The sequence below is a fragment of the Pseudomonas sp. Irchel 3A7 genome, assembly GCF_900187565.1.
Taxonomy (GTDB): domain Bacteria; phylum Pseudomonadota; class Gammaproteobacteria; order Pseudomonadales; family Pseudomonadaceae; genus Aquipseudomonas.
Map to the genome: position 1 here is coordinate 146,367 of NZ_FYED01000018.1, position 23,661 is coordinate 170,027.

Genomic DNA, 23,661 nt, shown 5'->3' on the forward strand with positions numbered 1-23,661 from the left:
ACCTGATAGTCCGTGAAGCTATTCAGGTACTCGATACTTATCATTGGAGTAACAACGGCATGAAGCCACCAAGAAAAATCCCAAGGCCCGGCACACCGGACACTGATCAAACCGTTAGACCCAACCGCGCCGAAGACGGGACACCGCCTCGTTACAACCTGCCCGATATCGACATTTCCGGCCCCCCCATAGACTTGCCGGGAAGACGAAGGCCTGAAGGAGGGTCGGACAATACCCCGCGAGAACCACAGATTGCGGTGGTAGACATTTCCACCCCCGGGCCGCTCACACTCAGCCCTGCTGTCGCGACATCCGACATCACTTTTCTGCCTTCCGCTCTGATACCGAAATTGCCCGCGCCCGGTGACGACGGATTACGCTATGGCCAGCTCAGATCGAAGTACGCAGAAATCGAAAATGAAGGCGTCACTCTGGTCCGGCTTCGAGATGACGGCGAATACCAGGCATCCTCGGCCAGTGAGCTGACCCCTACAGGCCCTCTTCTCGAAAGAATCGCTGGAACCGCTTACTGGCGCAGGAAAAACACGGACAATCCAGACCGTCCCGCAGGCCCACCACCGGATGAACAACCTGGCCCAAGCACGCGCAGCCGGCCACGCCCCGCTGAAGGCGGCGGCAATATCATCGAAGCCAATCCAATGCTCGCAGAGTTAATTGCGCGACCCATTGCCCCTCTGGATCTGTCTGTAGGGTTATTGCAAAACTGGGGAAAAACGACACAACCCCAATCGGTGGAGTCTCTGGAGATCAATGGACTTCATTATCGAATCGTGCCCGAGGGACGGCCGGAGGATTATGGAGTAGCGTTCGTGGAACACCCCCGGTTTACGCCTTCAAGCTTTGAAAAATTCGAACAGATGCTGCAGGAAGATCCATCGCTGCAACCCAGATGGGCGATCAGAAGGCACGACCAGTGGGAAGCCCTGGAGCGCCCATTTCCATTCGACAATACCTTGACCGGTTATGTGGCCGGAACCTTCAGGGACTTTTCCGATGCAACATTGAACAGTGTCGCCAGAACCCTGTTCAACCGCGCTAACCACTCCGAAGTGATCAACGGCGAGGGGCTTCTGGTCGTGAAACAAACCTTGCGCAACTGGGCCGATCCACTCGGTCCCCCCTCACCTCGACGAGAGCTGTCCGATCCGCTGCTGATGCTGCCCATCCTCAACAGATCGACCCGCAGTAACCGGGACATGGTGGTCCTTCCAGAATCGACGGGAGCGCTACAGCGGGTGGATTTTGCCCCCGATCGCTTCCCCCGGGAGTGGCATCGCTTTACTGCCCAGCCTGACAATTACAACCTCAAGGAGTTCATGGCGAGCGTGCTGGCGCGTAACGGATATGACGTTTTCCCAGTGACGAGAGGGCACGAGGAACCCACCTTGGTTTTTACCCGTTCCAGCCATGATTCGGTTTTTTTCCTGAAGCTGGGTAATGTCACTGGCGACGCCATCAGGTACTCCGAACGTCCCGGCAATGAATTGTCCAATCCTCAACTGGCAACCCGTATCGGCGAGCTCGCTCGCGCGAAGCTGCTCACTGCTTTCAATCAAGACAAAGTGGTGTGGCTAGCGGGTGGGATCCAGACGACCCCGTCAGGGGGGCAGTCGGTTTTCATTATCAGGGAAGGTTGACACCTGCTTCCTGCCTCGCCGGCCATGCCGGCGAGAACACACGCCCACACCAGCACATTCACTCGAAATGACGCGGATCTACATCAGCAGGATTATCCATGAGTCCAAAACACCCTATCCGTCCCAAAACCCCGGGCGATTCAAATCAAGGGGCCTCCCGTATACGCGACACAGCACCGGACAATTTACCCAGACGCCCTGGCAGCACACAGCGTGATGCCCCCGATCAACCACAGGGACATCAATTCCCGGAGTCCTCCCAGCCCCCGGATGTCCAGCCTCCGGCGATCGAAATAATCGATCTTCCCGCAGATTTACTCATCAGCCGAACCACCACCGAACATCTTATTAGTCATTTTTACCTGGCGCCGAAACTGGTCGAGAGGCTGCCTGCTCCAGACCCGGAAACCGGCATTCGATTGATCCCTTCCGGGCGCCAGTATGTCGATCTGGTGGACGGAGGGACGGTGCCTTTGGGCATTGACCCGCAAGGTCATTTCAAAGCAAAGCAGATGGCGGAACTGGTACCTTCCGGCCCAAGACTTGAACGCGTGGAAGGCACATCAAAATGGCGACAGGTTCAACCTGGCAGCCGTGATAGCGGGGATTCGGAACTGATTGTTTCGCGACGCCGACTGCCGGGCGATGAGCAGGACGAAGCCGGACCATCCAAGCGGCCACGCGAGATCGAGCCGTTACCGGACTCCGAGCCCTGGAAAAACTGGGCAATCGCCCCCCAGCATGCTTCGCCCGAAGACATCACCATAGAAGGCGTTCGCTACAAAACCGTGCCGCTCAATGACGCACCGGACCACCCGATTGTTTATATCAAGAACCCCACTCATCTGGTCTACGACTTTGATTTGCTGCAGCGAACCCTCAGTGGCGACATCGAACAACAACCCCGTGGCGCTATCCAGCTACCTTCGACCCGCCGCTGGGAGATCGACCCGAACCTGCCTTTTGACAAAGCATTGACCGACTATGTCGCCACTTACTTTCCTGAACTTTCGGTAATTTCTCTGCTGAATGTCGCCAGAAAACAGTTTTCCCTCGCCAACGGTTCCGATACCGCGACCAACGCCGGGTTGACGACCCTCAGGCAAGTTTTCAATGACTGGAAGTCCTCGAGCATCACGCCACGGCCAGAGCTGGTCGATCCGTTACTTATGCTCCCCGTAGCACCCATGACGCCAGGCTCAGGGGGGTACCGGGTTGTGGAGCTTCCTTTGCTCTCTGATCAGATGCCTTTACAGCGACTGGTGTTTGATCCGCACAAATTTCGAGAGGAGTGGCGATATTTCTCCACGACCCAGTATGCCGGTGACCTCAAGCGATTCATGGCCGACCTGTTGACGCGCAATGGATACGTCGTATTTGAACCCACCACCGCCCAGTCCTATCCAGCGCTGGTATTCCGACGACCAGAACATGATTTTGTGTTCCACATGACCTTGCATCGCGTTCTCGGTAAAAAAATTCATATTCCACCTGCCAGCGATCAAGGATTTTCCCATTACAGGTTGCCTGAACTGATTGGCTTGCCGGCCATGCGAGCGGTGCAAGAGGCCGAAATGACCAACAAACTGGTCTGGCTGAAAGGCGGGAGTCAGGTATCAAAAGATCGCCAGGACTCGGTCTTCATCGTGCGAACCAACGATCCAAGAACCTGAAACCTCGAACGAAAAAAAGCCCGCAGTGTGAGCGGGCAAAAGACCAAAGAAGCTATATGCGCAGTCGCTTCCAGGGTGCGGCAGCTGCTTGGGGGATCAGCTGCCGCGGTACGTCGAATAGCTGTAGGGCGAAATCAGCAGCGGCACGTGGTAGTGATCCTGTTCGGCCGAGATGCCAAAACGCAGCACCACCACATCCAGGAAAGCCGGCTCCGGCAGCTGAACACCACGGGCGCGGTAGTAATCGCCCGCATGAAACTGAACCTGGTAGACCCCGGTGCGGTAGTCATCACCTTGCAGCAGCGGTGCATCGACACGGCCATCGCTGTTGGTTGTTGCAGTGGCGACCAATTCCAGCTGCGATCCTTCAACGCGGTACAACTCGACCTTGATCGAGCTGCCCGGGCAACCGTGTGCAGCGTCCAAAACGTGTGTAGTCAAACGTCCCATTGATTCTGCGCGCCTGCCTGCGTGGAAGCAGTCAGACCTCGCGCCTCCCGAAGTCAGTTGAAAAGGAGACCGCACCGTTTCGGAGCACGAAAAGCTGCGGCGAGGAATTGATTAAGACACTTTTCAAAAAAATTGTACACAATAAAAACGACATTTTTGCGACCCGCAGCGCCAGCCGGTGATTTCCCGGCGATTTAACCTTAAAGCGCAAGATTGCTGAACCCTGGAGACATTAGCTGACCAATCAGGCAGATTTCTTGCAGGTCCGTGTCAATTGCACGCAAAGATGACCGTTAGCGAAAAATGCGAAAAATCAGGCTTACAAAGTGAATATAAAGTTGTATACAATCACCCCATCACTGTGACGCCAGCCTGACTTCCCACTTGCAGGCGCGCTACACATCCCTGACTTTGTATAAGCCACGAATAAGAAGGAAGACTGCAGTGAGCGCTGACTACCCACGCGACCTGACCGGTTACGGCAGTAACCCTCCTCACCCACACTGGCCGGGCAATGCCCGGATCGCCCTGTCCTTCGTGCTCAATTACGAAGAGGGTGGCGAGCGCAACATCCTGCACGGTGATAAAGAATCCGAAGCGTTCCTTTCGGAGATGGTCTCGGCGCAACCGCTGCAAGGCGCGCGCAACATGAGCATGGAATCGCTGTACGAGTATGGCAGCCGCGCCGGCGTCTGGCGGATTCTGAAACTGTTCAAGGAATTCGACATTCCGCTGACCATCTTCGCCGTGGCCATGGCCGCCCAGCGTCACCCGGACGTGATCCGCGCCATGGTCGATGCCGGCCACGAGATCTGCAGCCACGGCTACCGCTGGATCGACTACCAATACATGGACGAAGCCCAGGAACGCGAGCACATGCTCGAAGCGATCCGCATCCTTACCGAAATCACCGGCGAACGTCCGCTGGGCTGGTACACCGGTCGCACCGGCCCGAACACCCGTCGCCTGGTGATGGAAGAAGGCGGTTTCCTCTACGACAGCGACACCTACGACGACGACCTGCCCTACTGGGAACCGAACAACCCGACCGGCAAACCGCACCTGGTGATCCCGTACACCCTGGACACCAACGACATGCGCTTCACCCAGGTCCAGGGCTTCAACAAGGGCGACGATTTCTTCGAATACCTCAAGGACGCGTTCGATGTGCTGTACGCCGAAGGCGCCGATGCACCGAAGATGCTGTCGATCGGCCTGCACTGCCGCCTGATCGGCCGTCCGGCGCGCCTGGCCTCGCTCAAGCGCTTTATCGAATACGCTAAAAGTCATGAACAGGTGTGGTTCAGCCGTCGCGTCGACATCGCGCGCCACTGGCAGCAAACCCACCCGTACCAAGGGGCTGCCAAATGAGCACCTTTCAAACCGTCAAACCCTCGACCCTGAGCCGCGACGCCTTCGTCAACGCCTTCGCCGATATCTACGAACATTCGCCATGGGTAGCCGAAAAGGCTTTCGAGCTGGGCCAGGACGCTTCGATCGACGAGATCGAAACCCTGCACCAGCGCATGAGCGACATCCTGTTGAGCGCCGATCACGCCAGCCAGCTGGCATTGATCAACGCCCACCCGGACCTGGCCGGCAAAGCTGCCGTCCAGGGCCAGCTAACCGCGGCCAGCACTGAAGAACAGTCGGGCGCGGGGATTCACCAATGCACGGCCGAAGAGTTTTCTCGCTTCACCGAGCTGAACGACGCCTACAAGGCCAAGTTCAAGTTTCCCTTCATCATGGCGGTAAAAGGCAGCAACCGGCATCAGATCCTCGCAGCGTTCGAAACGCGCATCCACAACCCGGTCGACACCGAGTTCAAGTGCGCGCTGGCGCAGATCAACAAGATCGCCCTGTTCCGATTACTGACCCTATAGCGATCCTGGCCCGAGTTCGCTCATGAACGCCGAACGAACCCAGGGCCCCGAGAGCATCCCAAGCCAACTTATTAAAGGCAGACAAGAAGAATGAAAGCTTACGCCGTACCTTTCGAGAAGTTCGTCAACCTGGCCGACGCCCGCCTGGGCACCAAAATCATCTCGGTCACCGATGACTGGTTTGCAGACGCCAACCGTCTGTTCCAACCGACCCCGGCCGTGTGGAAGGAGGGCGTGTTCGATGACAACGGCAAGTGGATGGATGGCTGGGAGTCGCGCCGCAAGCGCTTCGAAGGTTACGACAGCGCGGTAATCCGCCTGGGCGTGCCGGGCTCGATCAAAGGCGTGGACATCGACACTTCATTCTTCACCGGTAACTTCCCGCCGTCGGCCTCCCTGGAAGCCTGCTTCCTGGCCGAAGGCGAGCCGGACGAAAACACCCAGTGGACTGAAGTGCTGTCCGCCGTCGAGCTGCAAGGCAACAGCCACCACTACCATGAAATCAGCAACGAACAGGCCTTCAGCCACCTGCGCTTCAACATCTACCCGGATGGCGGCGTGGCCCGTCTGCGTGTGTACGGCGTGCCGTTCCGCGACTGGTCGGCCGTGGGTGACAACGAGCAGGTTGACCTCGCAGCCGCCCTTAACGGTGGCCGCGCCCTCGCCTGCTCCGACGAGCACTTCGGCCGCATGAGCAACATCCTCAACCCGGGCCGTGGCATCAACATGGGCGATGGCTGGGAAACCGCACGTCGTCGCACGCCTGGCAATGACTGGGTGATCGTCGCCCTGGGCCATGCCGGTGAAGTCGAGAAAGTCATCGTCGACACCCTGCACTTCAAGGGCAACTACCCGGACAGCTGCTCGATCCAGGGCGCCTTCGTAAAAGGCGGCACCGACAGCCAGATCGAAACCCAGTCGCTGTTCTGGCGCGAACTGCTGCCAAGCCAGAAACTGGAAATGCACGCCGAGCACACCTTCGCCGAGCAGATCAAGGCGCTGGGCCCTATCACTCACATCCGCCTGAACGTGTTCCCGGATGGTGGCGTGAGCCGCCTGCGCGTCCTGGGCAAGGTCGCTAAATAAGCGCTGAACCTGTGGCGAGGGAGCTTGCTCCCGCTGGGTCGCGAAGCGGCCCCCAAAGAATGGGACTGCTGCGCAGTCCAGCGGGAGCAAGGTCCCTCGCCACAAAAGCAGAACCAACAACACAGAATTCGGATAAGAAGACCAGCATGCGCACACTGACGATTGAACCGCTGACCAAAGAAGCCTTCGCCCCTTTCGGTGACGTGATCGAAACCGACGGCAGCGATCACTTCATGATCAACAACGGTTCGACCATGCGCTTCCACAAACTGGCGACGGTGGAAACCGCCACGCCAGAGGACAAGGCGATCATCAGCATCTTCCGCGCCGACGCGCAGGACATGCCCCTGACCGTCAGCATGCTGGAGCGTCATCCGCTGGGCAGCCAGGCTTTCATTCCGCTGCTCGGCAACCCCTTTCTGATCGTGGTCGCGCCACTTGGCGATGTACCTGTATCAGGCTTGGTCCGCGCCTTCGTCACCAACGGCAGGCAGGGCATTAATTACCATCGCGGCGTCTGGCACCACCCGGTGCTGACGATCGAAAAGCGGGATGACTTCCTGGTGGTTGATCGCAGTGGCACAGGCAATAACTGCGATGAGCATTTTTTCAAAGAGGATGAGCGTTTGATCCTCGCCCCCCACCAATAAGAGAAGGTCCGATCACTCGACAACAAGAGTGACGGGCGAGAGGTAAAGACTGTGGAAGCACATCTGTTGGAATGGCTGAACCTGAGCGTGCGCTGGGTTCATATGATTACCGGTGTGGCCTGGATCGGCGCGTCGTTCTACTTCGTCTGGCTGGAAAACAACCTCAATCGGGTCAACCCGAAAAGCGGTCTGGCCGGTGATTTGTGGGCGATCCACGGCGGCGGCATCTACCACCTGGAAAAATACAAACTGGCCCCACCGACCATGCCGGACAACCTGCACTGGTTCAAATGGGAAGCCTATTTCACCTGGCTGTCGGGGATCGCGCTGCTGTGCGTGGTGTTCTACTCCAACCCGACGCTCTACCTGCTGGCTCCGGGCAGCACCCTGAGCGGTCCTGAAGGCGTGGCCATTGGTCTGGGCTCGCTGTTCATCGGCTGGTTCATCTACTCCTTCCTCTGCGACTCGGCCCTGGGCAAACGCCCTGCCCTGCTCGGCTTCATCCTGTTCGTGCTAATCATCGGCGCCGCCTACGGCTTCAGCAAAGTGTTCAGCGGTCGTGGTGCGTACCTGCACGTCGGCGCGATCATTGGCACCATCATGGTCGGCAACGTGTTCCGCATCATCATGCCGGCACAGCGTGCACTGGTCGCGGCCATCGCCGAAAACCGCACACCCGATCCGGCGCTGCCGGCCAAAGGCCTGCTGCGTTCGCGTCACAACAACTACTTCACCCTGCCGGTGCTGTTCATCATGATCAGCAACCACTTCCCGAGCACCTACGGCAGCCAGTACAACTGGTTGATCCTGGCCGGGATCGCGGTGCTGGCGGTGTTGGTGCGTCACTACTTCAACACCCGTCACGACAGCCACAAGTATGCCTGGACCCTGCCGGTGGCAGCGGTGGGCATGATTTGCCTGGCTTATGTCTCCGGTCCGAAGCCGATGTCCAGCGCCCCGGAAGTGGCCAAGGCACCTGCTGCGATCGAGTATCAACCCCTGCCGGAAACAGCAGTGGGTGGTGGTTTGAAACCGGCTGAAGCAAAACCTGCAGAGGCGCCCGCAGCGGCTCCAGCTCAGGCGTCCAACGCAGGCCCTGGTTTCGACAAGGTGCACAGCGTGATTCAGGAACGTTGCGCGGTCTGCCACTCGGCCAAACCGACCAGCCCGCTGTTCAGCGCTGCTCCGGGCGGCGTGATGCTCGACACGCCCGAGCAGATCCGCCAGAACGCGGCGCGGATCCAGGCTCAAGCGGTCGCCACCCAGATCATGCCGCTGGGCAACATCACTCAGATGACCCAGCAGGAACGTGACCTGATCGGCGCCTGGATCGTTCAGGGTGCCCCGACCAACTAAGTAAAAAGCTTCGCGAGCAGGCTCGCTCCCACACAGACAATGCGAAACCTGTGGGAGCGAGCCTGCTCGCGAATGGCCGCAACGCGGTCCTGATTCGAATACAGCTGCCAGCAACATTTCAGCTGTACATCACAAGAATAAAAAAGATCCGAGGTGTTGCATGTCCGAGCTATCCCAAGCGCGCATCCCCGACGCACCCGCCATTCAGCGTTTGCCCCTTTTGCAACTGATCCTGGTTGGCCTGCAACACGTTCTGCTGATGTACGGCGGAGCCATCGCGGTGCCGCTGATCATCGGACAGGCCGCTGGCCTGAGTCGTGAAGAAATCGCCTTCCTGATCAATGCCGACCTGCTGGTAGCCGGCATCGCCACCATTGTTCAATCCTTGGGCATCGGCCCCATGGGCATCCGGATGCCGGTGATGATGGGCGCCAGTTTCGCCGCCGTCGGCAGCATGGTCGCCATGGCTGGCATGCCCGGTATCGGCCTGCAAGGGATCTTCGGCGCCACCATCGCCGCCGGATTCTTCGGCATGCTCATCGCCCCGTTCATGTCCAAGGTCGTACGTTTCTTCCCGCCGCTGGTGACCGGCACGGTCATCACCTCGATCGGTTTGTCGCTGTTCCCCGTCGCCGTGAACTGGGCCGGTGGCGGCGCCGAAGCCGCTCAGTTCGGCTCCCCCATCTACCTGACCATTGCCGCGCTGGTGCTGGGCACCATCCTGCTGGTCCATCGCTTCATGCGCGGTTTCTGGGTCAATATTTCCGTGCTGATCGGCATGTGCCTGGGCTATGTGCTCTGTGGTCTGATCGGCATGGTTGACCTCAGTGGCATGGCCCAGGCGCCATGGCTGCAATTCGTGACCCCGCTGCACTTCGGCATGCCGAAGTTCGAACTCGCGCCGATTCTTTCGATGTGCCTGGTGGTGGTGATCATTTTCGTCGAGTCCACCGGGATGTTCCTTGCGCTGGGCAAGATCACCGGTCAGGAAGTCTGCCCACGCATGTTGCGTCGCGGCTTGCTGTGCGATGCCGGCGCCTCGTTCTTCGCCGGCTTCTTCAACACCTTCACCCACTCCTCCTTCGCGCAGAACATCGGCCTGGTGCAGATGACCGGCGTGCGCTGCCGTTCGGTGACGATCGTCGCCGGCGGCTTGTTGATCGTCCTCAGCCTGCTGCCGAAAGCGGCATTCCTGGTGGCGTCGATTCCACCAGCGGTATTGGGCGGCGCAGCCATCGCGATGTTCGGCATGGTCGCCGCCACCGGGATCAAGATTCTTCAGGAAGCCGACATCGGTGACCGTCGCAACCAATTGCTGGTGGCGGTGAGCATCGGCATGGGTTTGATCCCGGTGGTGCGTCCGGAGTTTTTCGCCCATCTGCCCGAGTGGATGAGCCCGATCACCCACAGCGGCATCGCCATGGCCACCCTCAGCGCCCTGACATTGAACCTGTTGTTCAACATCCTCGGCGGCGCCGAACGCGCCGCCAACGACTGCCACGCCCACTGAACTGACAGACAACACACGAAACCTGTGGGAGCGAGCCTGCTCGCGAAAGCGGTCTGACAGTCAACATCTCTGTTGAATGCACCGCCCTCTTCGCGAGCAAGCCCGCTCCCACAGGGTCGGGGGCTGCCTGCGCCTCGAAAAATAAAAACAAGAGGGAGCAACAGATGATTCGTACCCAGAAAACCATGCTGTTGGGTGGCTGTCTTTTGGCTGCCAGCCAGGCCATGGCCGGCGATTTGCTGCTTTGGCAGACCAACAGCCTGAGCTATCTGTACGGCAAGGATTTCGCGATCAACCCGTCGATCCAGCAGACGATCACCTTCGAACACGCCGATCGCTGGAAGTATGGTGACAACTTCCTGTTCGTCGACAGCACCTACTACAACGGCGAGAAAGACCGGAACAAAGGCGTTCACGCCTATTACGGCGAATTCAGCCCGCGCCTCTCCTTCGGCAAAATCCTCGACCGCCGCTTCGAATTCGGCCCGATCAAGGACGTGTTGCTGGCCATGACCTACGAGAATGGCGAAGACGACAGCGAAGCCTATCTGATTGGCCCCGGTTTCGACCTCAAGGTACCGGGCTTCAACTTTTTCACCCTGAACTTCTACTATCGCCAGACCGAAGGCTCGCGTCCCGGCGATGATGTCTGGCAGATCACGCCAGCCTGGTCCTACACCCTGCCACTGGGCAATTCGAGCCTGTTGATCGACGGCTACATCGACTGGGTCGTGGACAACGACCAGAACTCGCGCGGCACCTATCACGCCAACCTGCACTTCAACCCGCAGATCAAATATGACCTGGGCAAAGCCTTCGGCTGGCGTGAGAAGCAGGTGTATGTCGGCGTCGAATACAGCTATTGGAAAGACAAGTACGGCGTCGAAAACAACACCAACCTCGACACACATGAAAGCACCACCAGCCTGCTGGTGAAGGTGCACTTCTAAGATGGTCCGCAACCGTGCCCCAAACCTGTCGTCGGTGCGCTGTTGCGGAGCACTTGAGAGCGGGCCCTGGAGTCAGTATTCTCCGCGGCCGCCTGAATCCGCTTTAAAAAAAAGCCCGGATTTAATTCCTGACCAGAAAGCCAACTTATCCCGGCACTGGACGGTACCAAGGCATTCCCCAATCACTCTCAATCGACTGTTTTTGAGCAGCCGAGCGGGAGTTTTTTTGTTTTCGAAAACCTTGGCGCAGCGTTTGCTGACAGCACTCAAGCTGACCGTATGGATGATTTTTTTGCCGTTACAGAAAAAGGCGCCACACCAGAGCGTCGACCTTAAAAAAATATGAAATCACTACTTTTTGGGAGCAACCGAATGAAACGCACGTGCACTAGCCTGATGCTGGCGGGATCGATGCTGGCGGGGGGCCAGGCCATGGCCGGCGACTTGCTGCAATGGCAGAACAACAGCCTGACCTATCTGTATGGCAAGGACTTCCAGGTCAACCCGCGCATCCAGCAGACGGTGACCTTCGAACACGCCGATGGCTGGAAATACGGTGACAACTTCTTCTTCATCGACAAGATCTTCTACAACGGCAAGGAAGATGCGTTCGCGGGCGAGAACACCCACTACGGTGAATTCGCCCCGCGCCTGTCATTCGGCAAGATCTTCGACCAGAAGCTGGAATTCGGCCCGATCAAGGACGTCCTGCTGGCCATGACCTATGAGTTCGGCGAGAACGACACCGAGTCCTACCTGATCGGTCCAGGCTTCGATCTGGCCATCCCGGGTTTCGACTACTTCCAGTTGAACTTCTACAACCGCCATACCGAAGGCAGCCGTCCGGGTGACGATATCTGGCAGATCACCCCGGTCTGGTCCTACACCATCCCGGTGGGCGATTCCGACGTGCTCATCGACGGCTTCATGGATTGGGTGGTCGACAACGACTCCAACTCCAAAGGCGAATACCACGCCAACCTGCACTTCAACCCACAGATCAAGTACGACCTGGGCAAGGCGCTGAATCTGGGCGAGAAGCAGTTGTACGTCGGTGTTGAATACGATTATTGGAAAAACAAATACGGTATCGAGGACAGCGAGGGCTTCAAGACCGATCAGAGCGTGACCAGCTTCCTGGTCAAGGTTCACTTCTGATCTTGTAGGAGCGAGCTTGTTCGCGATGGACTACAGGGCAACGCGTTGAATCATAAAACACGCGTTATCGTTAACGTCCATCGCGAGCAGAGCTCGCTCCTACACCAACCCCAGAAACCGGCACAACTCTTCCTTCTTGGCCAACGCATCCCGCCGCCCCAGATCAATCAACTCGCTGCAATACCCCGCCTCGAACAACAGATAACTCAACACCCCCGCCCCGCTGGTCTTGGTCGCCCCCGGCCCGCGCAGGAACAGGCGCAGTGCCGCCGGCAATTCCTGGCGATGGCGTGCGGCAATCTCGTCGATCGGCTGACTGGGCGAAATCACCAATACCTCCACCGGCGCCACGCCCAGTGTGCGAATCGGTGTGCCATCGGGCATGAGGTGACTGAACTGATTCAAGCGTTGCAGCAACTCGATGTCGCTTTCCAGGCTGTCAATGAACGTACTGTTGAGCATGTGCCCGCCGATCTGCGCCAGGGTCGGCTGCTGCCCGGTCCAGGCACGTTGCAATGGCTGCTCCGGATCAACGCCCCGTGGATTGCCACTGACCCCCACCACCAAAACGCGACTGGCACCCAGATGCAGCGCCGGGCTGATCGGTGCCGATTGGCGCACGGCGCCATCGCCGAAATACTCTTCGCCGATTTTCACCGGGGCAAACAGCAGCGGGATGGCCGAACTGGCGAGCAGATGCTCAACGGACAACTGGGTAGGAACGCCAATCCGGCGATGGCGTAACCAGGCATCGATGGTGCCGCCGCCCTGATAAAACGTCACGGCCTGACCGGATTCGTACCCGAATGCCGTGACGGCCACGGCATGCAGTTGCTTTTGTGAGATGGCCTCTGCAATGCCGGTCATGTGCAACTTGTCATGGAGCAGATCGCGCAGTGGCGAACTGTTGAGCAACGCCACGGGGACCTGAGCGCCAAGGCCCAGCAGGCTGTGACCGACAAAGCGACTGGCCTGGCGGATCACCCCGGGCCAATCACTGCGCAACACCAGATGACTGCGAAAGCCTTGCCAGAAGGCAGTCAATCGCTCGATGGCGGCGCGAAAATCCGTGGCTCCGCTGGCCAGGCTGACCGCATTGATCGCCCCGGCCGAAGTGCCGACGATCACCGGAAACGGATTGTCTGCGCCCAATGGCAGAAGCTCGGCAATCGCCGCCAGCACACCGACCTGATAGGCCGCCCGAGCCCCGCCGCCGGAAAGAATCAACCCTGTAACCGGTTCAGCGGGATTCATACACAACGCTCCATGCGGCTTGATGGGAATTCTTTATTTCGACCAGTTCCCTTGTAGGAGCGAGCTTGCTCGCGATGGTCGTGAAAACGCCGCGGGGTGTCAGGCGTCCCGCGTTATCGTTGTCCACCATCGCGAGCATGCTCGCTCCTACAGGGTTCGATTGATCAACCGCGTTTGGCGTACAACTTGGGTTCGCCGGGTGGACGGCTCTTGAAGCGGCGATGGGCCCAGAGGTATTGCTCCGGACACTCACGCAGTACACCCTCGATCCATTGATTGATACGCAGGCAATCTTCTTCCTCGGTTTCCCCAGGGAAGCCTTCCAGCGGCGCATGGATTACCAACCGATAACCGCTACCGTCCGCCAGGCGCTCCTGGGTGAACGGCACCACCAGCGCCTTGCCCAGCCGTGCGAATTTGCTGGTGGCGGTAACAGTCGCCGCCTGAATACCGAACAACGGCACGAAGATGCTTTGCTTGGCGCCGTAGTCCTGGTCCGGTGCATACCAGATCGCCCGGCCCGAGCGCAGCAATTTGAGCATGCCGCGTACGTCTTCACGCTCGACCGCCAGCGAATCGAGGTTGTGCCGCTCGCGACCACGACGCTGGACATAGTCGAACAACGGATTCTTGTGTTCGCGGTACATACCGTCGATGGTGTGCTGCTGGCCAAGCAATGCGGCGCCGATTTCCAGGGTGGTGAAATGCACCGCCATGAGAATCACACCCTTGCCCTCGCGTTGGGCTTGCTGCAGATATTCCAGGCCCTCGATATGGGCCAGTTTCGCCAGACGCTCGCGGGACCACCACCAGCTCATCGCCATTTCGAAAAAAGCGATGCCGGTCGAGGCGAAATTTTCCTTGAGCAGACGCTTGCGCTCGGCAGCGGACTTTTCAGGGAAACACAGTTCCAGATTGCGCTTGGCGATGCGCCGTCGGTCGCCGGCCGCCCGATACATCAAGGCACCCAGACCGCGACCGATCCACAGCAATGCCGGATACGGCAACTGGACAATCAGCCACAACAGCCCCAGGCCCAACCACAGTGGCCAGAAACGTGGAGATAGAAAGGAGGTTCGAAAACGCGGGCGATCCATTAAAGCTTCCGAAAAGACAATGGCCGCGCATTCTACATCGTTCGACCCGGCTTGCGGCCTGCGGGCGTTCTCGTTATAAGTCTCGGCACTTTTAGTGACAAGTCTCTGTATGCCGACCATGAGCCAAACCGAACCGCTAGACCAAGATCCCGTGTTCCAGCTGAAGGGCAGCATGCTCGCCATTACGGTGCTGGAGCTGGCCCGCAACGACCTCGAAGGCCTCGATCGGCAATTGGCCGCCAAGGTTGCCCAGGCGCCTGGTTTTTTCAGCAATGCCCCTCTGGTACTGGCCCTGGACAAACTTCCGGCCCATGAAGGCGCGGTCGATCTGCCGGGGCTGATGCGCGTTTGCCGCCAGCACGGCCTGCGTACCCTGGCGATTCGCGCCAGCCGCATTGAAGACATCGCCGCGGCCATCGCCGTTGATCTTCCGGTGCTGCCGCCGTCCGGTGCCCGCGAGCGTCCGCTTGACCTGAACGAAGGTGTTGTGGCGAAAAAACCGGAAAAACCGCCGGAGCCAACCATCAAACCGACCAAAATCATCACCTCGCCCGTACGTGGCGGACAGCAGATCTATGCTCAGGGCAGCGATCTGGTGGTGATCTCTTCGGTCAGCCCGGGGGCGGAACTTCTCGCCGATGGCAACATCCATGTATACGGCCCCATGCGTGGTCGCGTGTTGGCCGGAGTCAAAGGCGACACCAAAGCCAGGATTTTCTGTCAGCAAATGAGCGCTGAACTGGTCTCCATCGCAGGTCATTACAAGGTGTCCGAAGATCTGCGCCGCGACCCTTTATGGGGTTCAGGCGTACAGGTCAGCCTGTCGGGCGATGTGTTGAACATCATTCGGCTTTAACGGATACTGCCGCATTTTCCAAACATCTCTAAAACGTAGCGAAAACGGCTCAAACGAAGTAGGAAACAGGCCAAAAGCAGTGTTTACCGGAGGTAAACGCCGCCCAGAACCGAATTCCAGCCAAGGCTGTCCGACTGCAGTAGTTTTTCAAGAGATGTTTTTCAGGGGCTAAAAGTCCTTTTTCCTTAGGGGTGAAACACCTTGGCCAAGATTCTCGTGGTTACATCCGGCAAGGGTGGTGTGGGTAAGACCACCACCAGCGCCGCTATCGGTACCGGCCTCGCTCTGCGCGGCCACAAAACAGTGATCGTCGACTTCGACGTCGGCCTGCGTAACCTCGACCTGATCATGGGTTGCGAGCGCCGCGTGGTGTACGACTTCGTCAACGTCGTCAACGGCGAAGCCAACCTGCAGCAGGCGCTGATCAAAGACAAGCGCCTGGAAAACCTCTACGTGCTGGCCGCCAGCCAGACCCGCGACAAAGACGCGCTGACCGTAGAAGGCGTGGAAAAAGTCCTGATGCAACTCAAGGAAGACTTCGAGTTCGTGGTCTGCGACTCCCCGGCGGGCATCGAGAAAGGCGCCCACCTGGCCATGTACTTCGCTGACGAAGCGATCGTCGTGACCAACCCTGAAGTGTCCTCGGTTCGTGACTCCGACCGCATGCTTGGCCTGCTGGCCAGCAAGTCCCGTCGTGCCGAACGCGGCGAAGACCCGATCAAGGAACACCTGCTGATTACCCGTTATCACCCGGAACGTGTGAGCAAAGGCGAAATGCTCGGCGTAGAAGACGTCAAGGAAATCCTCTCGGTGGCCCTGCTCGGCGTGATCCCGGAATCCCAGGCGGTGCTCAAGGCATCCAACCAGGGCGTTCCAGTGATCCTCGACGACCAGAGCGATGCCGGCCAGGCCTACAGCGATACCGTTGACCGCCTGCTGGGCAAGACCGTGGATCATCGATTCCTCGATGTACAGAAGAAGGGATTCTTCGAGCGCCTGTTTGGAGGCAACTAAGCAATGAACCTTTTTGACTTCTTTCGTGCCAACAAAAAGCAAAGCACCGCGTCGGTAGCGAAAGAGCGTCTACAGATCATCGTGGCGCACGAACGCGGCCAACGCAGTACCCCGGACTACCTGCCGGCCTTGCAAAAGGAACTGGTCGAGGTGATTCGCAAGTACGTCAATATCGGGTCCGACGACGTGCACGTCGCACTGGAAAGCCAGGGCAGCTGCTCGATTCTGGAACTCAATATCACCCTGCCAGATCGCTGAGTCGATCCGGCTGGAGCCACGGCGGTTCATGGCCCATTCCAATTATGGAATGGGCCATGAACCGCCGTTGGCGTTTGTTACGAGGCTGTTTTAATGCCGTTGTCCAACGTCCACATCATCCATCAGGACGCCGCCATACTGGTGGTGAACAAACCGACCCTGTTGCTTTCCGTCCCCGGCAGGGCCGACGACAACAAGGACTGCCTGATTACCCGCCTGCAAGAAAATGGCTACCCGGAAGCGCGAATCGTCCATCGGCTGGATTGGGAAACGTCCGGCATCATCCTGTTGGCCCGCGATCCCGATACGCACCGTGAACTGTCGCGGCAATTTCACGACCGCGAAACCGAAAAGGCCTACACCGCTCTGTGCTGGGGTCAACCCGAACTGGACAGTGGCAGCATCGACTTGCCGCTGCGCTACGATCCGCCGACCAAGCCGCGGCATGTGGTCGATCATGAATTCGGCAAGCACGCCCTGACCTTCTGGCGGGTGCTGGAGCGTTGTGGCGACTGGTGCCGCGTGGAACTCACACCGATCACCGGCCGTTCGCACCAATTGCGCGTACACATGCTCTCCATCGGCCATCCGCTGCTGGGTGACGGGCTCTATGCCCATGAACAAGCCCTGGCTGCCTGGCCGCGACTGTGCCTGCACGCCAGCATGTTGAGCTTCACTCACCCACAGACCGGCGAACGCCTGCGTTTCGAGTGTCCCGCTCCTTTTTGAGCAACGGGTAACTGCGGCTGGCTAACTCAAAAAGCCCTTTATTGTGAAGGGCTTATTTATTTCCAGTTACAATTTTTACGTCATAAATATGGCGTGAAAAAAGTGTCATAAATTTGTAATTAAACGTAAAATCATGGCAATCAGATGTCAGGCAGGATGCCCCCGTGCTCAGCAGTAAAACGCTCCAATGCGACTACCCCGTCACGTTCATTTTCGGCAACACCACCCTGCATTTGACTGAGCAGCCCAGCTTCGAAGCGCAACAGGCCCTCGAACAACTGATCAAAAAACGCAACGCGCAAAAGCTCACCCGCGCGAGCGCACCGCTGGCGTCTGGTGATACGCCGCTGTTTGCCAAGGTCCAGCCACTGGACACCCTCAAGGCAAAAGTCCGGGTGACACTGGGCAAACCGCAACGCAACGGTCGATTCGACTGGCCCCTTGAAGAACTGGTCAATACCCTTGAAGCCCAGCGCCGTGGCGTGCAAATGCCGCCGTTGCAAGGCTTTGGATATTCAAAGGACCGATTGGGCCTGACCCGCGAGTATTTCATTCTGACGCGCCTGCTCGAAGACCATATCGACGGCGTGCAATGGCTTAAACGCAACCCGCAAGACGTCGAAACGTTCATTCTCAAAGCGTTCGAACTGCTGAGCTCCCTGGCCCGGAAGAACATCACGCACATGGACTTCTGGATCGGCAACATCATGATCCCTAAATCGTCGCAGAAATCGCTGAAAGCCATCGACTTTGAAAACTGCTTCGCCGGTACGACATCGCATCCGAGCGAAACACTGGGCTTCCAGCTCGGGTTCTTCTACCGTCGCGAGATTTACAAGTTCATCACAGAAGCCGATTACGACCGGCTGGTGGATGAATACGTCGGACAACGCTGCGGCATTTCCCGGGAAAGATTCGACGGGGTGTACCTCGCGAGCAAACATGAACATGTCGGCCGCAAGCAACGTCGCGAAGTGTTCCTCAATGGCAACCTGATCACGGGTTGACTCAACGTCCTCGCCACCCGCCGCCCTCGCACGCCACACGGCATTGTGTCTGCAATGCCGCGAGCCAATACGCTAAACTGGCGCCACTGCTGTCTGGAGCTACTTATGCGCGAAGAGTTGAACCAAGGCCTGATCGACTTCCTCAAGGCCTCCCCTACCCCGTTCCATGCCACCGCCAGCCTGGTTCAGCGACTGGAAGCGGCGGGCTATCAACGCCTCGACGAACGCGAGCCATGGCATACCGAAGCCAATGGTCGCTACTACGTCACCCGTAACGACTCTTCGATCGTTGCGATCAAAATGGGCCGCCACTCGCCGCTGCACGGCGGGATCCGCCTGGTCGGCGCCCACACCGACAGTCCGTGCCTGCGGGTCAAGCCGCAACCGGAACTGCAACGCCAGGGTTTCTGGCAACTGGGCGTCGAAGTCTATGGCGGTGCGCTGCTGGCGCCATGGTTCGACCGTGACCTGTCCCTGGCCGGCCGCGTGACCTTCCGCCGTGACGGCAAGGTCGAAAGCCAGTTGATCGACTTCAAGGCACCGATCGCGATCATTCCGAACCTGGCCATCCACCTCAATCGTGAAGCCAACATGGGCTGGGCCATCAATGCCCAGACCGAGCTGCCACCGGTCCTCGCGCAATTTGCCGGCGACGAGCGCGTGGATTTCCGCGCCGTGATCACCGACCAACTCGCTCGCGAACACGGCTTGAACGCCGACGTGGTGCTCGATTACGAGCTGAGTTTCTACGACACGCAAAGCGCCGCGGTCATCGGCCTGCACGGCGATTTCATTGCCGGCGCACGCCTGGACAACCTGCTGTCGTGCTACGCCGGCCTGCAAGCCCTGCTGACGGCCGACACCGACGAAACCTGCGTACTGGTCTGCAACGATCACGAAGAAGTCGGCTCGTGCTCGGCCTGCGGGGCCGACGGCCCGATGCTGGAGCAGACACTGCGTCGCCTGCTGCCCGAAGGTGATGAATTCGTACGCACCATTCAGAAATCCCTGCTGGTCTCGGCCGACAACGCCCACGGCGTACACCCCAACTACGCAGAAAAGCACGATGCCAACCACGGCCCGAAACTCAACGCCGGCCCGGTGATCAAGGTCAACAGCAACCAGCGCTACGCCACCAACAGCGAAACCGCCGGGTTCTTCCGCCACCTGTGCATGGCCGAAGAAGTGCCGGTGCAGAGTTTCGTGGTGCGCAGCGACATGGGCTGCGGCTCGACCATCGGCCCAATCACCGCCAGCCAGCTGGGCGTGCGCACCGTGGACATCGGCCTGCCGACCTTCGCCATGCACTCGATCCGCGAGCTGTGCGGCAGCCATGATCTGGCGCACCTGGTCAAAGTGCTGAGCGCGTTCTACGCCTGCCGCGAGCTGCCGTAACCGCCCCTATGGCGAGGGAGCTTGCTCCCGTTCGGCTGCGAAGCAGTCGCAATCCCGGCGAATGCGGTTTATCTGCAGGATGCAATGGCTGGTTTTGGGGCTGCTCCGCAGCCCAGCGGGAGCAAGCTCCCTCGCCACAATGGTCCTGCTCAACGGACTCATTTTTGACATACCTCATCAGCGATCATCCAAAAGCAACCTAGACTTCAACCATCCCTCCCGACAAGGCAGTCGTCATGATTTCAATGTCTTCGTTCCACGCCATGCTGATCCCGATTCTCGCCGGGATGATCCTGCTGGCGCTCGGTTTCAACTTTCGCGACAAAAACGCCGGCGTATTCGCCATGTGGATCGGCATGCTGACGATCCTCGCCACCGTGGTGGTCAAGATCCTCGCCAAGCTCAACGAATAAATCCTCCCCCCGACTCGCATTGATTTTGACGGGCTCGTACACTCGGTCGACCCGCTCACTCCGAGGTTGACCGCCCAGTGTTCGCTCGTCTTTTTGCCCTGCCGTGCTTTTTCCTTGTCTGCCTGATGACGTTGCTGCCGATGGCGCCAGCCCAGGCAGTCGGCTTGCCGAACCTGCTCAACAGTTCGGCGAAAACCCAGCCGGAAGCGCAGGAGCCCCTCGGGCAATCCCTCGACGAAGTCATCAAGTCACTGGAAAACGATCAGCAGCGCACCCAGCTGCTGACGGATTTGAAGAAACTGCGCGACGCCACGAAAAAGGCCCAGCCGACCACCGAAGAAGGCGTGCTGGGCCTGATCGGCGGGACCCTGGCCAGTTTCGAAAAACAATTTACCGGTGCCGACAGCCCGATCACGCGCTGGTCCGACGAATTCAAACGGGCTCAGGACGAACTGACCGCGCTGGTGCTGCCAGCCAACGAATGGCTCCCCATCATCTTCGCCTTCGCCATGATTCTGATGGTCTGGAGCCTGCTCGCGGCGGCACTGATCTGGGTCAGCCATCGGGTCCGCATGCGGTTCGGCCTGACCGAAGAACTGCCGCAACACCCAAGGGCCCTGGACATGCTGCGCTTCGCCCTGCGCAAGCTCGGCCCGTGGCTGATCGCGCTGGTCATCACGGTGTACATGAGTTATGCCCTGCCTTCATCGTTGGGCAAGAGCCTGGCGATGGTGCTGGCCTACGCGCTGGTGGTCGGCACCTGCTTTTCCGCGGTCTGCGTGATCGCCTTTTCCCTGCTCGACGGTCCGCATCGCCATCGTGCCTTGTACATCCTGCGCCATCAGGCCTTTCGGCCGCTGTGGCTGATCGGCAGCTTCGCGGCTTTCGGTGAAGCCCTGAGCGACCCGCGTCTGATCGATAGCCTCGGCGTGCATCTGGCGCACTCCGCCGCGACGGTGGCCAATGTCCTGGCGGCGCTGTCCACGGGGTTGTTCATCCTGCGTTTTCGCCGTCCGATTGCCCATTTGATTCGTAACCAGCCACTGTCCCGGCGCCTGACCCGCCGCGCCCTCAGCGACACTATCGAGATTCTCGGCACCTTCTGGTTCGTGCCGGCGCTGGTGTTGGTGGGTATTTCGCTGTTCGCCACCTTCGTTTCAGCCGGTGATACCAGCACCGCGTTGCGTCAGTCGCTGATCTGTACGGTGCTGCTGGTGTTGTGCATGGTCATCAACGGTCTGGTGCGTCGTCATGCCCTCAAACCGCAACGCAGCGTGAAACGCCATGCACTGTATTCCGAGCGCCTGAAAAGCTTCTTCTACACCCTTGCCCATCTGCTGGTCTGGCTGGTGTTCATCGAACTCGGCTTGCGGGTCTGGGGCATGTCGCTGATCCGCTTCACCGAAGGCGAAGGCCATGAAGTCAGCGTCAAACTGTTCAGCCTCGGCGGCACGCTGATTTTTGCCTGGCTGATCTGGATCCTCAGTGACACTGCCGTGCACCACGCCCTCACCCGCTCGCGCAAGGGCCTGGCCAACGCCCGGGCACAGACGATGATGCCGCTGATCCGCAACGTGTTGTTCGTGGCGATTTTCATCATCGCGCTGATCGTCGCCCTGGCGAACATGGGCATGAACGTCACGCCGCTGCTGGCCGGTGCCGGCGTGATTGGCCTGGCCATCGGTTTCGGCGCGCAATCGCTGGTGGCCGACTTGATCACCGGCCTGTTCATCATCATCGAGGACTCCCTGGCCATCGACGACTACGTGGACGTCGGCGGGCACCTGGGCACCGTCGAAGGCCTGACCATTCGCACCGTGCGCCTGCGGGACATCGACGGCATCGTCCACACCATTCCGTTCAGCGAAATCAAAAGCATCAAGAACTACTCCCGGGAATTCGGCTACGCGATCTTCCGGGTCGCCGTACCGGCCAGCATGGACATCGACAATGCGATCAAACTGATGCGTGAAGTCGGCCAGAAAATGCGCACCGACCCGTTGCAACGACGCAATATCTGGTCGCCGCTGGAAATCCAGGGGGTGGAGAGTTTCGAATCCGGCAACGCGATCCTGCGCGCCCGCTTCAAGACTGCGCCGATCAAGCAGTGGGAAGTGTCCCGGGCGTTCAACCTGTCGTTGAAACGGCATCTGGATGAAGCGGGGATGGATCTGGCGACGCCAAGGATGAGTGTGCAGGTGATCACGGCCGGTGGTGGTCCGCAGAAGGAGTGACACTGCAAGTCACTCTTGTCGCTTGAAGCTTGAAGCTTGAAGCTGCTCCTAGACCACATCCACTCCGACATGAATCGCATCATGGCGCCAAAACTCCAGGTCACAATCGATCAGCCGCTCATGCTGATCGTAATTGACCCGCGCAATGCGCAACCCCGGACTCCCCACCGACACCCGTAAAGCCGCCGCCGCATCCACCGACAACGCCGTCGGTACAATCTCGAAACGCACTCGCCCGTAATGCAAATCGTAGTGCCGTGCATACAGCTCGGTGATCGACTGATTCAAATCGAAATCCAGAATCCCCGGGAAATACTGCGGATTCAGATAGTGCTCCACATACAGCACCAGTCGCCCATCGATGCGCCGCGAACGGCAGATCTGAATCACGCTCGACAGCGCCGGCAACTGCAACCAGGCACAGACCGCCGCTGACGCCGGCTGCAATCGCGCTGAAATGACTTCGGTAGAGGGCACCCGCCCCTGGGCGCTGACCATCGCGTGAAAGTGACTGCGCTGCATCAGGTTATAGGCCAGACGCGGCGGTGAAACGAACCAGCCACGCCGCTCTTCACGATAAATCTGCCCCTGGGCCTCCAGTTGCAACAATGCCTCGCGCACAGTGATCCGTGTGGTCCCGAACAACTCACTGAGCTTGCGCTCGGCCGGCAGTTTGCTTCCCGGTGCGAGCAGCCCGTGATCGAGTTGCTCCTGGAGCACCTGGCCAATGGCAGTCACCGCTTTTATTGCCTCATCGCGCATCAACGTTACCTATCTGGACTAGACCAGCACTGTTTCGGGGCAGAACCACACAACAAATCGGCTCATTAAACATCCTGCAAGCGTAGGCAGTGCAGATGACTGAGAGATGACAAGCGACCGGACGGTCGTCGGCGCCGGCCGTTCAAAAACCTGCAATACATCGGCCAAGTCCTTGCGCAGCGGGGTTTTGTCGATGGTCTACGCTTACCGGACACCCGCCAACGTCGGGCCTAAAAAAGCCCGACCGGGCGACGAACGACATCAAAGT

The 23,661-nt window shown here is 59.0% G+C and carries 22 protein-coding genes; 18 read left to right on the forward strand and 4 right to left on the reverse strand.

All coding sequences use genetic code 11. The features are described 5' to 3' along the window. Nucleotides 1-59: 59 nt before the first annotated feature. Nucleotides 60-1,658, forward strand: coding sequence for a hypothetical protein (locus CKW21_RS31300; RefSeq protein WP_141233029.1), 1,599 nt, complete (start codon nucleotides 60-62; stop codon nucleotides 1,656-1,658). Nucleotides 1,659-1,756: 98 nt separating this feature from the next. After that, nucleotides 1,757-3,331 carry a hypothetical protein gene (locus CKW21_RS26570; protein ID WP_141233030.1) on the forward strand — a complete coding sequence of 525 codons (1,575 nt, stop codon included), beginning with the start codon at nucleotides 1,757-1,759 and terminating at the stop codon, nucleotides 3,329-3,331. A 96-nt stretch (nucleotides 3,332-3,427) separates the two neighbouring features. Here the strand turns inward: CKW21_RS26570 and uraH are convergent, their stop codons facing one another. Next, nucleotides 3,428-3,781: a hydroxyisourate hydrolase gene (uraH, locus tag CKW21_RS26575; RefSeq protein WP_095196830.1), complete on the reverse strand. Its 354-nt coding sequence runs from the start codon at nucleotides 3,779-3,781 to the stop codon at nucleotides 3,428-3,430. A gap of 444 nt (nucleotides 3,782-4,225) precedes the next feature. Between uraH and puuE the strand changes: the two genes are divergently transcribed. The 8 genes from puuE to CKW21_RS26615 all read left to right on the forward strand — a co-directional run bounded on the left by puuE (nucleotide 4,226) and on the right by CKW21_RS26615 (nucleotide 12,374). Then, nucleotides 4,226-5,152 carry an allantoinase PuuE gene (gene puuE, locus CKW21_RS26580; RefSeq protein ID WP_095196831.1) on the forward strand — a complete coding sequence of 309 codons (927 nt, stop codon included), beginning with the start codon at nucleotides 4,226-4,228 and terminating at the stop codon, nucleotides 5,150-5,152. Beyond that, nucleotides 5,149-5,664 (forward strand): 2-oxo-4-hydroxy-4-carboxy-5-ureidoimidazoline decarboxylase, encoded by a 516-nt coding sequence (uraD, locus tag CKW21_RS26585; RefSeq protein ID WP_095196832.1) that lies wholly within the window; start codon nucleotides 5,149-5,151, stop codon nucleotides 5,662-5,664. Before puuE ends, uraD begins: the two co-directional genes overlap by 4 nt. A gap of 90 nt (nucleotides 5,665-5,754) precedes the next feature. After that, nucleotides 5,755-6,750 carry an allantoicase gene (alc, locus tag CKW21_RS26590; protein WP_095196833.1) on the forward strand — a complete coding sequence of 332 codons (996 nt, stop codon included), beginning with the start codon at nucleotides 5,755-5,757 and terminating at the stop codon, nucleotides 6,748-6,750. A 146-nt stretch (nucleotides 6,751-6,896) separates the two neighbouring features. Then, nucleotides 6,897-7,400, forward strand: coding sequence for an ureidoglycolate lyase (locus tag CKW21_RS26595; protein WP_085716886.1), 504 nt, complete (start codon nucleotides 6,897-6,899; stop codon nucleotides 7,398-7,400). A gap of 51 nt (nucleotides 7,401-7,451) precedes the next feature. After that, on the forward strand, nucleotides 7,452-8,756 hold the full coding sequence (locus CKW21_RS26600; RefSeq protein WP_095196834.1) for a urate hydroxylase PuuD: 1,305 nt from the start codon (nucleotides 7,452-7,454) through the stop codon (nucleotides 8,754-8,756). A 160-nt stretch (nucleotides 8,757-8,916) separates the two neighbouring features. Continuing rightward, complete coding sequence (locus CKW21_RS26605) at nucleotides 8,917-10,266, forward strand: nucleobase:cation symporter-2 family protein (RefSeq protein ID WP_095196835.1); 1,350 nt, start codon at nucleotides 8,917-8,919, stop codon at nucleotides 10,264-10,266. Between the two features lie 164 nt (nucleotides 10,267-10,430). Then, a complete protein-coding gene (locus tag CKW21_RS26610) occupies nucleotides 10,431-11,216 on the forward strand; it encodes an outer membrane protein OmpK (protein WP_095196836.1) in 786 nt (261 codons plus the stop codon). Nucleotides 11,217-11,588: 372 nt separating this feature from the next. Next, nucleotides 11,589-12,374, forward strand: coding sequence for an outer membrane protein OmpK (locus CKW21_RS26615; RefSeq protein WP_095196837.1), 786 nt, complete (start codon nucleotides 11,589-11,591; stop codon nucleotides 12,372-12,374). 99 nt (nucleotides 12,375-12,473) lie between these two features. Here the strand turns inward: CKW21_RS26615 and CKW21_RS26620 are convergent, their stop codons facing one another. Beyond that, nucleotides 12,474-13,628: a patatin-like phospholipase family protein gene (locus CKW21_RS26620; protein WP_095196838.1), complete on the reverse strand. Its 1,155-nt coding sequence runs from the start codon at nucleotides 13,626-13,628 to the stop codon at nucleotides 12,474-12,476. Between the two features lie 164 nt (nucleotides 13,629-13,792). Next, nucleotides 13,793-14,725 (reverse strand): lipid A biosynthesis lauroyl acyltransferase, encoded by a 933-nt coding sequence (locus tag CKW21_RS26625; RefSeq protein ID WP_095196839.1) that lies wholly within the window; start codon nucleotides 14,723-14,725, stop codon nucleotides 13,793-13,795. 118 nt (nucleotides 14,726-14,843) lie between these two features. On the opposite strand from CKW21_RS26625, the gene minC reads away from it, so the two are divergent. From minC to CKW21_RS26660, 8 genes are all read left to right on the forward strand, one after another. Beyond that, nucleotides 14,844-15,581 (forward strand): septum site-determining protein MinC, encoded by a 738-nt coding sequence (gene minC / locus CKW21_RS26630; RefSeq protein WP_095196859.1) that lies wholly within the window; start codon nucleotides 14,844-14,846, stop codon nucleotides 15,579-15,581. A 201-nt stretch (nucleotides 15,582-15,782) separates the two neighbouring features. Beyond that, nucleotides 15,783-16,595 (forward strand): septum site-determining protein MinD, encoded by an 813-nt coding sequence (minD, locus tag CKW21_RS26635; RefSeq protein WP_060541535.1) that lies wholly within the window; start codon nucleotides 15,783-15,785, stop codon nucleotides 16,593-16,595. A gap of 3 nt (nucleotides 16,596-16,598) precedes the next feature. Next, nucleotides 16,599-16,853 carry a cell division topological specificity factor MinE gene (minE, locus tag CKW21_RS26640; RefSeq protein ID WP_007974947.1) on the forward strand — a complete coding sequence of 85 codons (255 nt, stop codon included), beginning with the start codon at nucleotides 16,599-16,601 and terminating at the stop codon, nucleotides 16,851-16,853. A gap of 93 nt (nucleotides 16,854-16,946) precedes the next feature. Next, nucleotides 16,947-17,582 (forward strand): RluA family pseudouridine synthase, encoded by a 636-nt coding sequence (locus tag CKW21_RS26645; RefSeq protein ID WP_095196840.1) that lies wholly within the window; start codon nucleotides 16,947-16,949, stop codon nucleotides 17,580-17,582. A 164-nt stretch (nucleotides 17,583-17,746) separates the two neighbouring features. Next, entirely contained in the window at nucleotides 17,747-18,589 is an 843-nt protein-coding gene (locus CKW21_RS26650) for a lipopolysaccharide kinase InaA family protein (RefSeq protein WP_095196841.1), read from the forward strand. Nucleotides 18,590-18,694: 105 nt separating this feature from the next. Continuing rightward, a complete protein-coding gene (locus tag CKW21_RS26655; protein ID WP_095196842.1) occupies nucleotides 18,695-19,984 on the forward strand; it encodes a M18 family aminopeptidase in 1,290 nt (429 codons plus the stop codon). 236 nt (nucleotides 19,985-20,220) lie between these two features. Then, complete coding sequence (locus CKW21_RS31570; protein ID WP_170948734.1) at nucleotides 20,221-20,397, forward strand: hypothetical protein; 177 nt, start codon at nucleotides 20,221-20,223, stop codon at nucleotides 20,395-20,397. Nucleotides 20,398-20,474: 77 nt separating this feature from the next. Further along, a complete protein-coding gene (locus tag CKW21_RS26660) occupies nucleotides 20,475-22,631 on the forward strand; it encodes a mechanosensitive ion channel family protein (RefSeq protein ID WP_095196843.1) in 2,157 nt (718 codons plus the stop codon). A 48-nt stretch (nucleotides 22,632-22,679) separates the two neighbouring features. On the opposite strand, the gene CKW21_RS26665 is transcribed toward CKW21_RS26660, so the two are convergent. Further along, nucleotides 22,680-23,393, reverse strand: coding sequence for a UTRA domain-containing protein (locus CKW21_RS26665; protein ID WP_095196844.1), 714 nt, complete (start codon nucleotides 23,391-23,393; stop codon nucleotides 22,680-22,682). Nucleotides 23,394-23,661: the final 268 nt, after the last annotated feature.

What these genes read in the sequence shown, in the direction of transcription:
- CKW21_RS31300 (WP_141233029.1), top strand. Translation starts at nt 60, where the DNA reads ATGAAGCCACCAAGAAAAATCCCAAGGCCCGGCACACCGGACACTGAT.
- CKW21_RS26570 (WP_141233030.1), top strand. Translation starts at nt 1,757, where the DNA reads ATGAGTCCAAAACACCCTATCCGTCCCAAAACCCCGGGCGATTCAAAT.
- uraH (WP_095196830.1), bottom strand. Translation starts at nt 3,781, where the DNA reads ATGGGACGTTTGACTACACACGTTTTGGACGCTGCACACGGTTGCCCG.
- uraD (WP_095196832.1), top strand. Translation starts at nt 5,149, where the DNA reads ATGAGCACCTTTCAAACCGTCAAACCCTCGACCCTGAGCCGCGACGCC.
- alc (WP_095196833.1), top strand. Translation starts at nt 5,755, where the DNA reads ATGAAAGCTTACGCCGTACCTTTCGAGAAGTTCGTCAACCTGGCCGAC.
- CKW21_RS26595 (WP_085716886.1), top strand. Translation starts at nt 6,897, where the DNA reads ATGCGCACACTGACGATTGAACCGCTGACCAAAGAAGCCTTCGCCCCT.
- CKW21_RS26605 (WP_095196835.1), top strand. Translation starts at nt 8,917, where the DNA reads ATGTCCGAGCTATCCCAAGCGCGCATCCCCGACGCACCCGCCATTCAG.
- CKW21_RS26610 (WP_095196836.1), top strand. Translation starts at nt 10,431, where the DNA reads ATGATTCGTACCCAGAAAACCATGCTGTTGGGTGGCTGTCTTTTGGCT.
- CKW21_RS26615 (WP_095196837.1), top strand. Translation starts at nt 11,589, where the DNA reads ATGAAACGCACGTGCACTAGCCTGATGCTGGCGGGATCGATGCTGGCG.
- CKW21_RS26620 (WP_095196838.1), bottom strand. Translation starts at nt 13,628, where the DNA reads ATGAATCCCGCTGAACCGGTTACAGGGTTGATTCTTTCCGGCGGCGGG.
- CKW21_RS26625 (WP_095196839.1), bottom strand. Translation starts at nt 14,725, where the DNA reads ATGGATCGCCCGCGTTTTCGAACCTCCTTTCTATCTCCACGTTTCTGG.
- minC (WP_095196859.1), top strand. Translation starts at nt 14,844, where the DNA reads ATGAGCCAAACCGAACCGCTAGACCAAGATCCCGTGTTCCAGCTGAAG.
- minE (WP_007974947.1), top strand. Translation starts at nt 16,599, where the DNA reads ATGAACCTTTTTGACTTCTTTCGTGCCAACAAAAAGCAAAGCACCGCG.
- CKW21_RS26645 (WP_095196840.1), top strand. Translation starts at nt 16,947, where the DNA reads ATGCCGTTGTCCAACGTCCACATCATCCATCAGGACGCCGCCATACTG.
- CKW21_RS26655 (WP_095196842.1), top strand. Translation starts at nt 18,695, where the DNA reads ATGCGCGAAGAGTTGAACCAAGGCCTGATCGACTTCCTCAAGGCCTCC.
- CKW21_RS31570 (WP_170948734.1), top strand. Translation starts at nt 20,221, where the DNA reads ATGATTTCAATGTCTTCGTTCCACGCCATGCTGATCCCGATTCTCGCC.
- CKW21_RS26665 (WP_095196844.1), bottom strand. Translation starts at nt 23,393, where the DNA reads ATGCGCGATGAGGCAATAAAAGCGGTGACTGCCATTGGCCAGGTGCTC.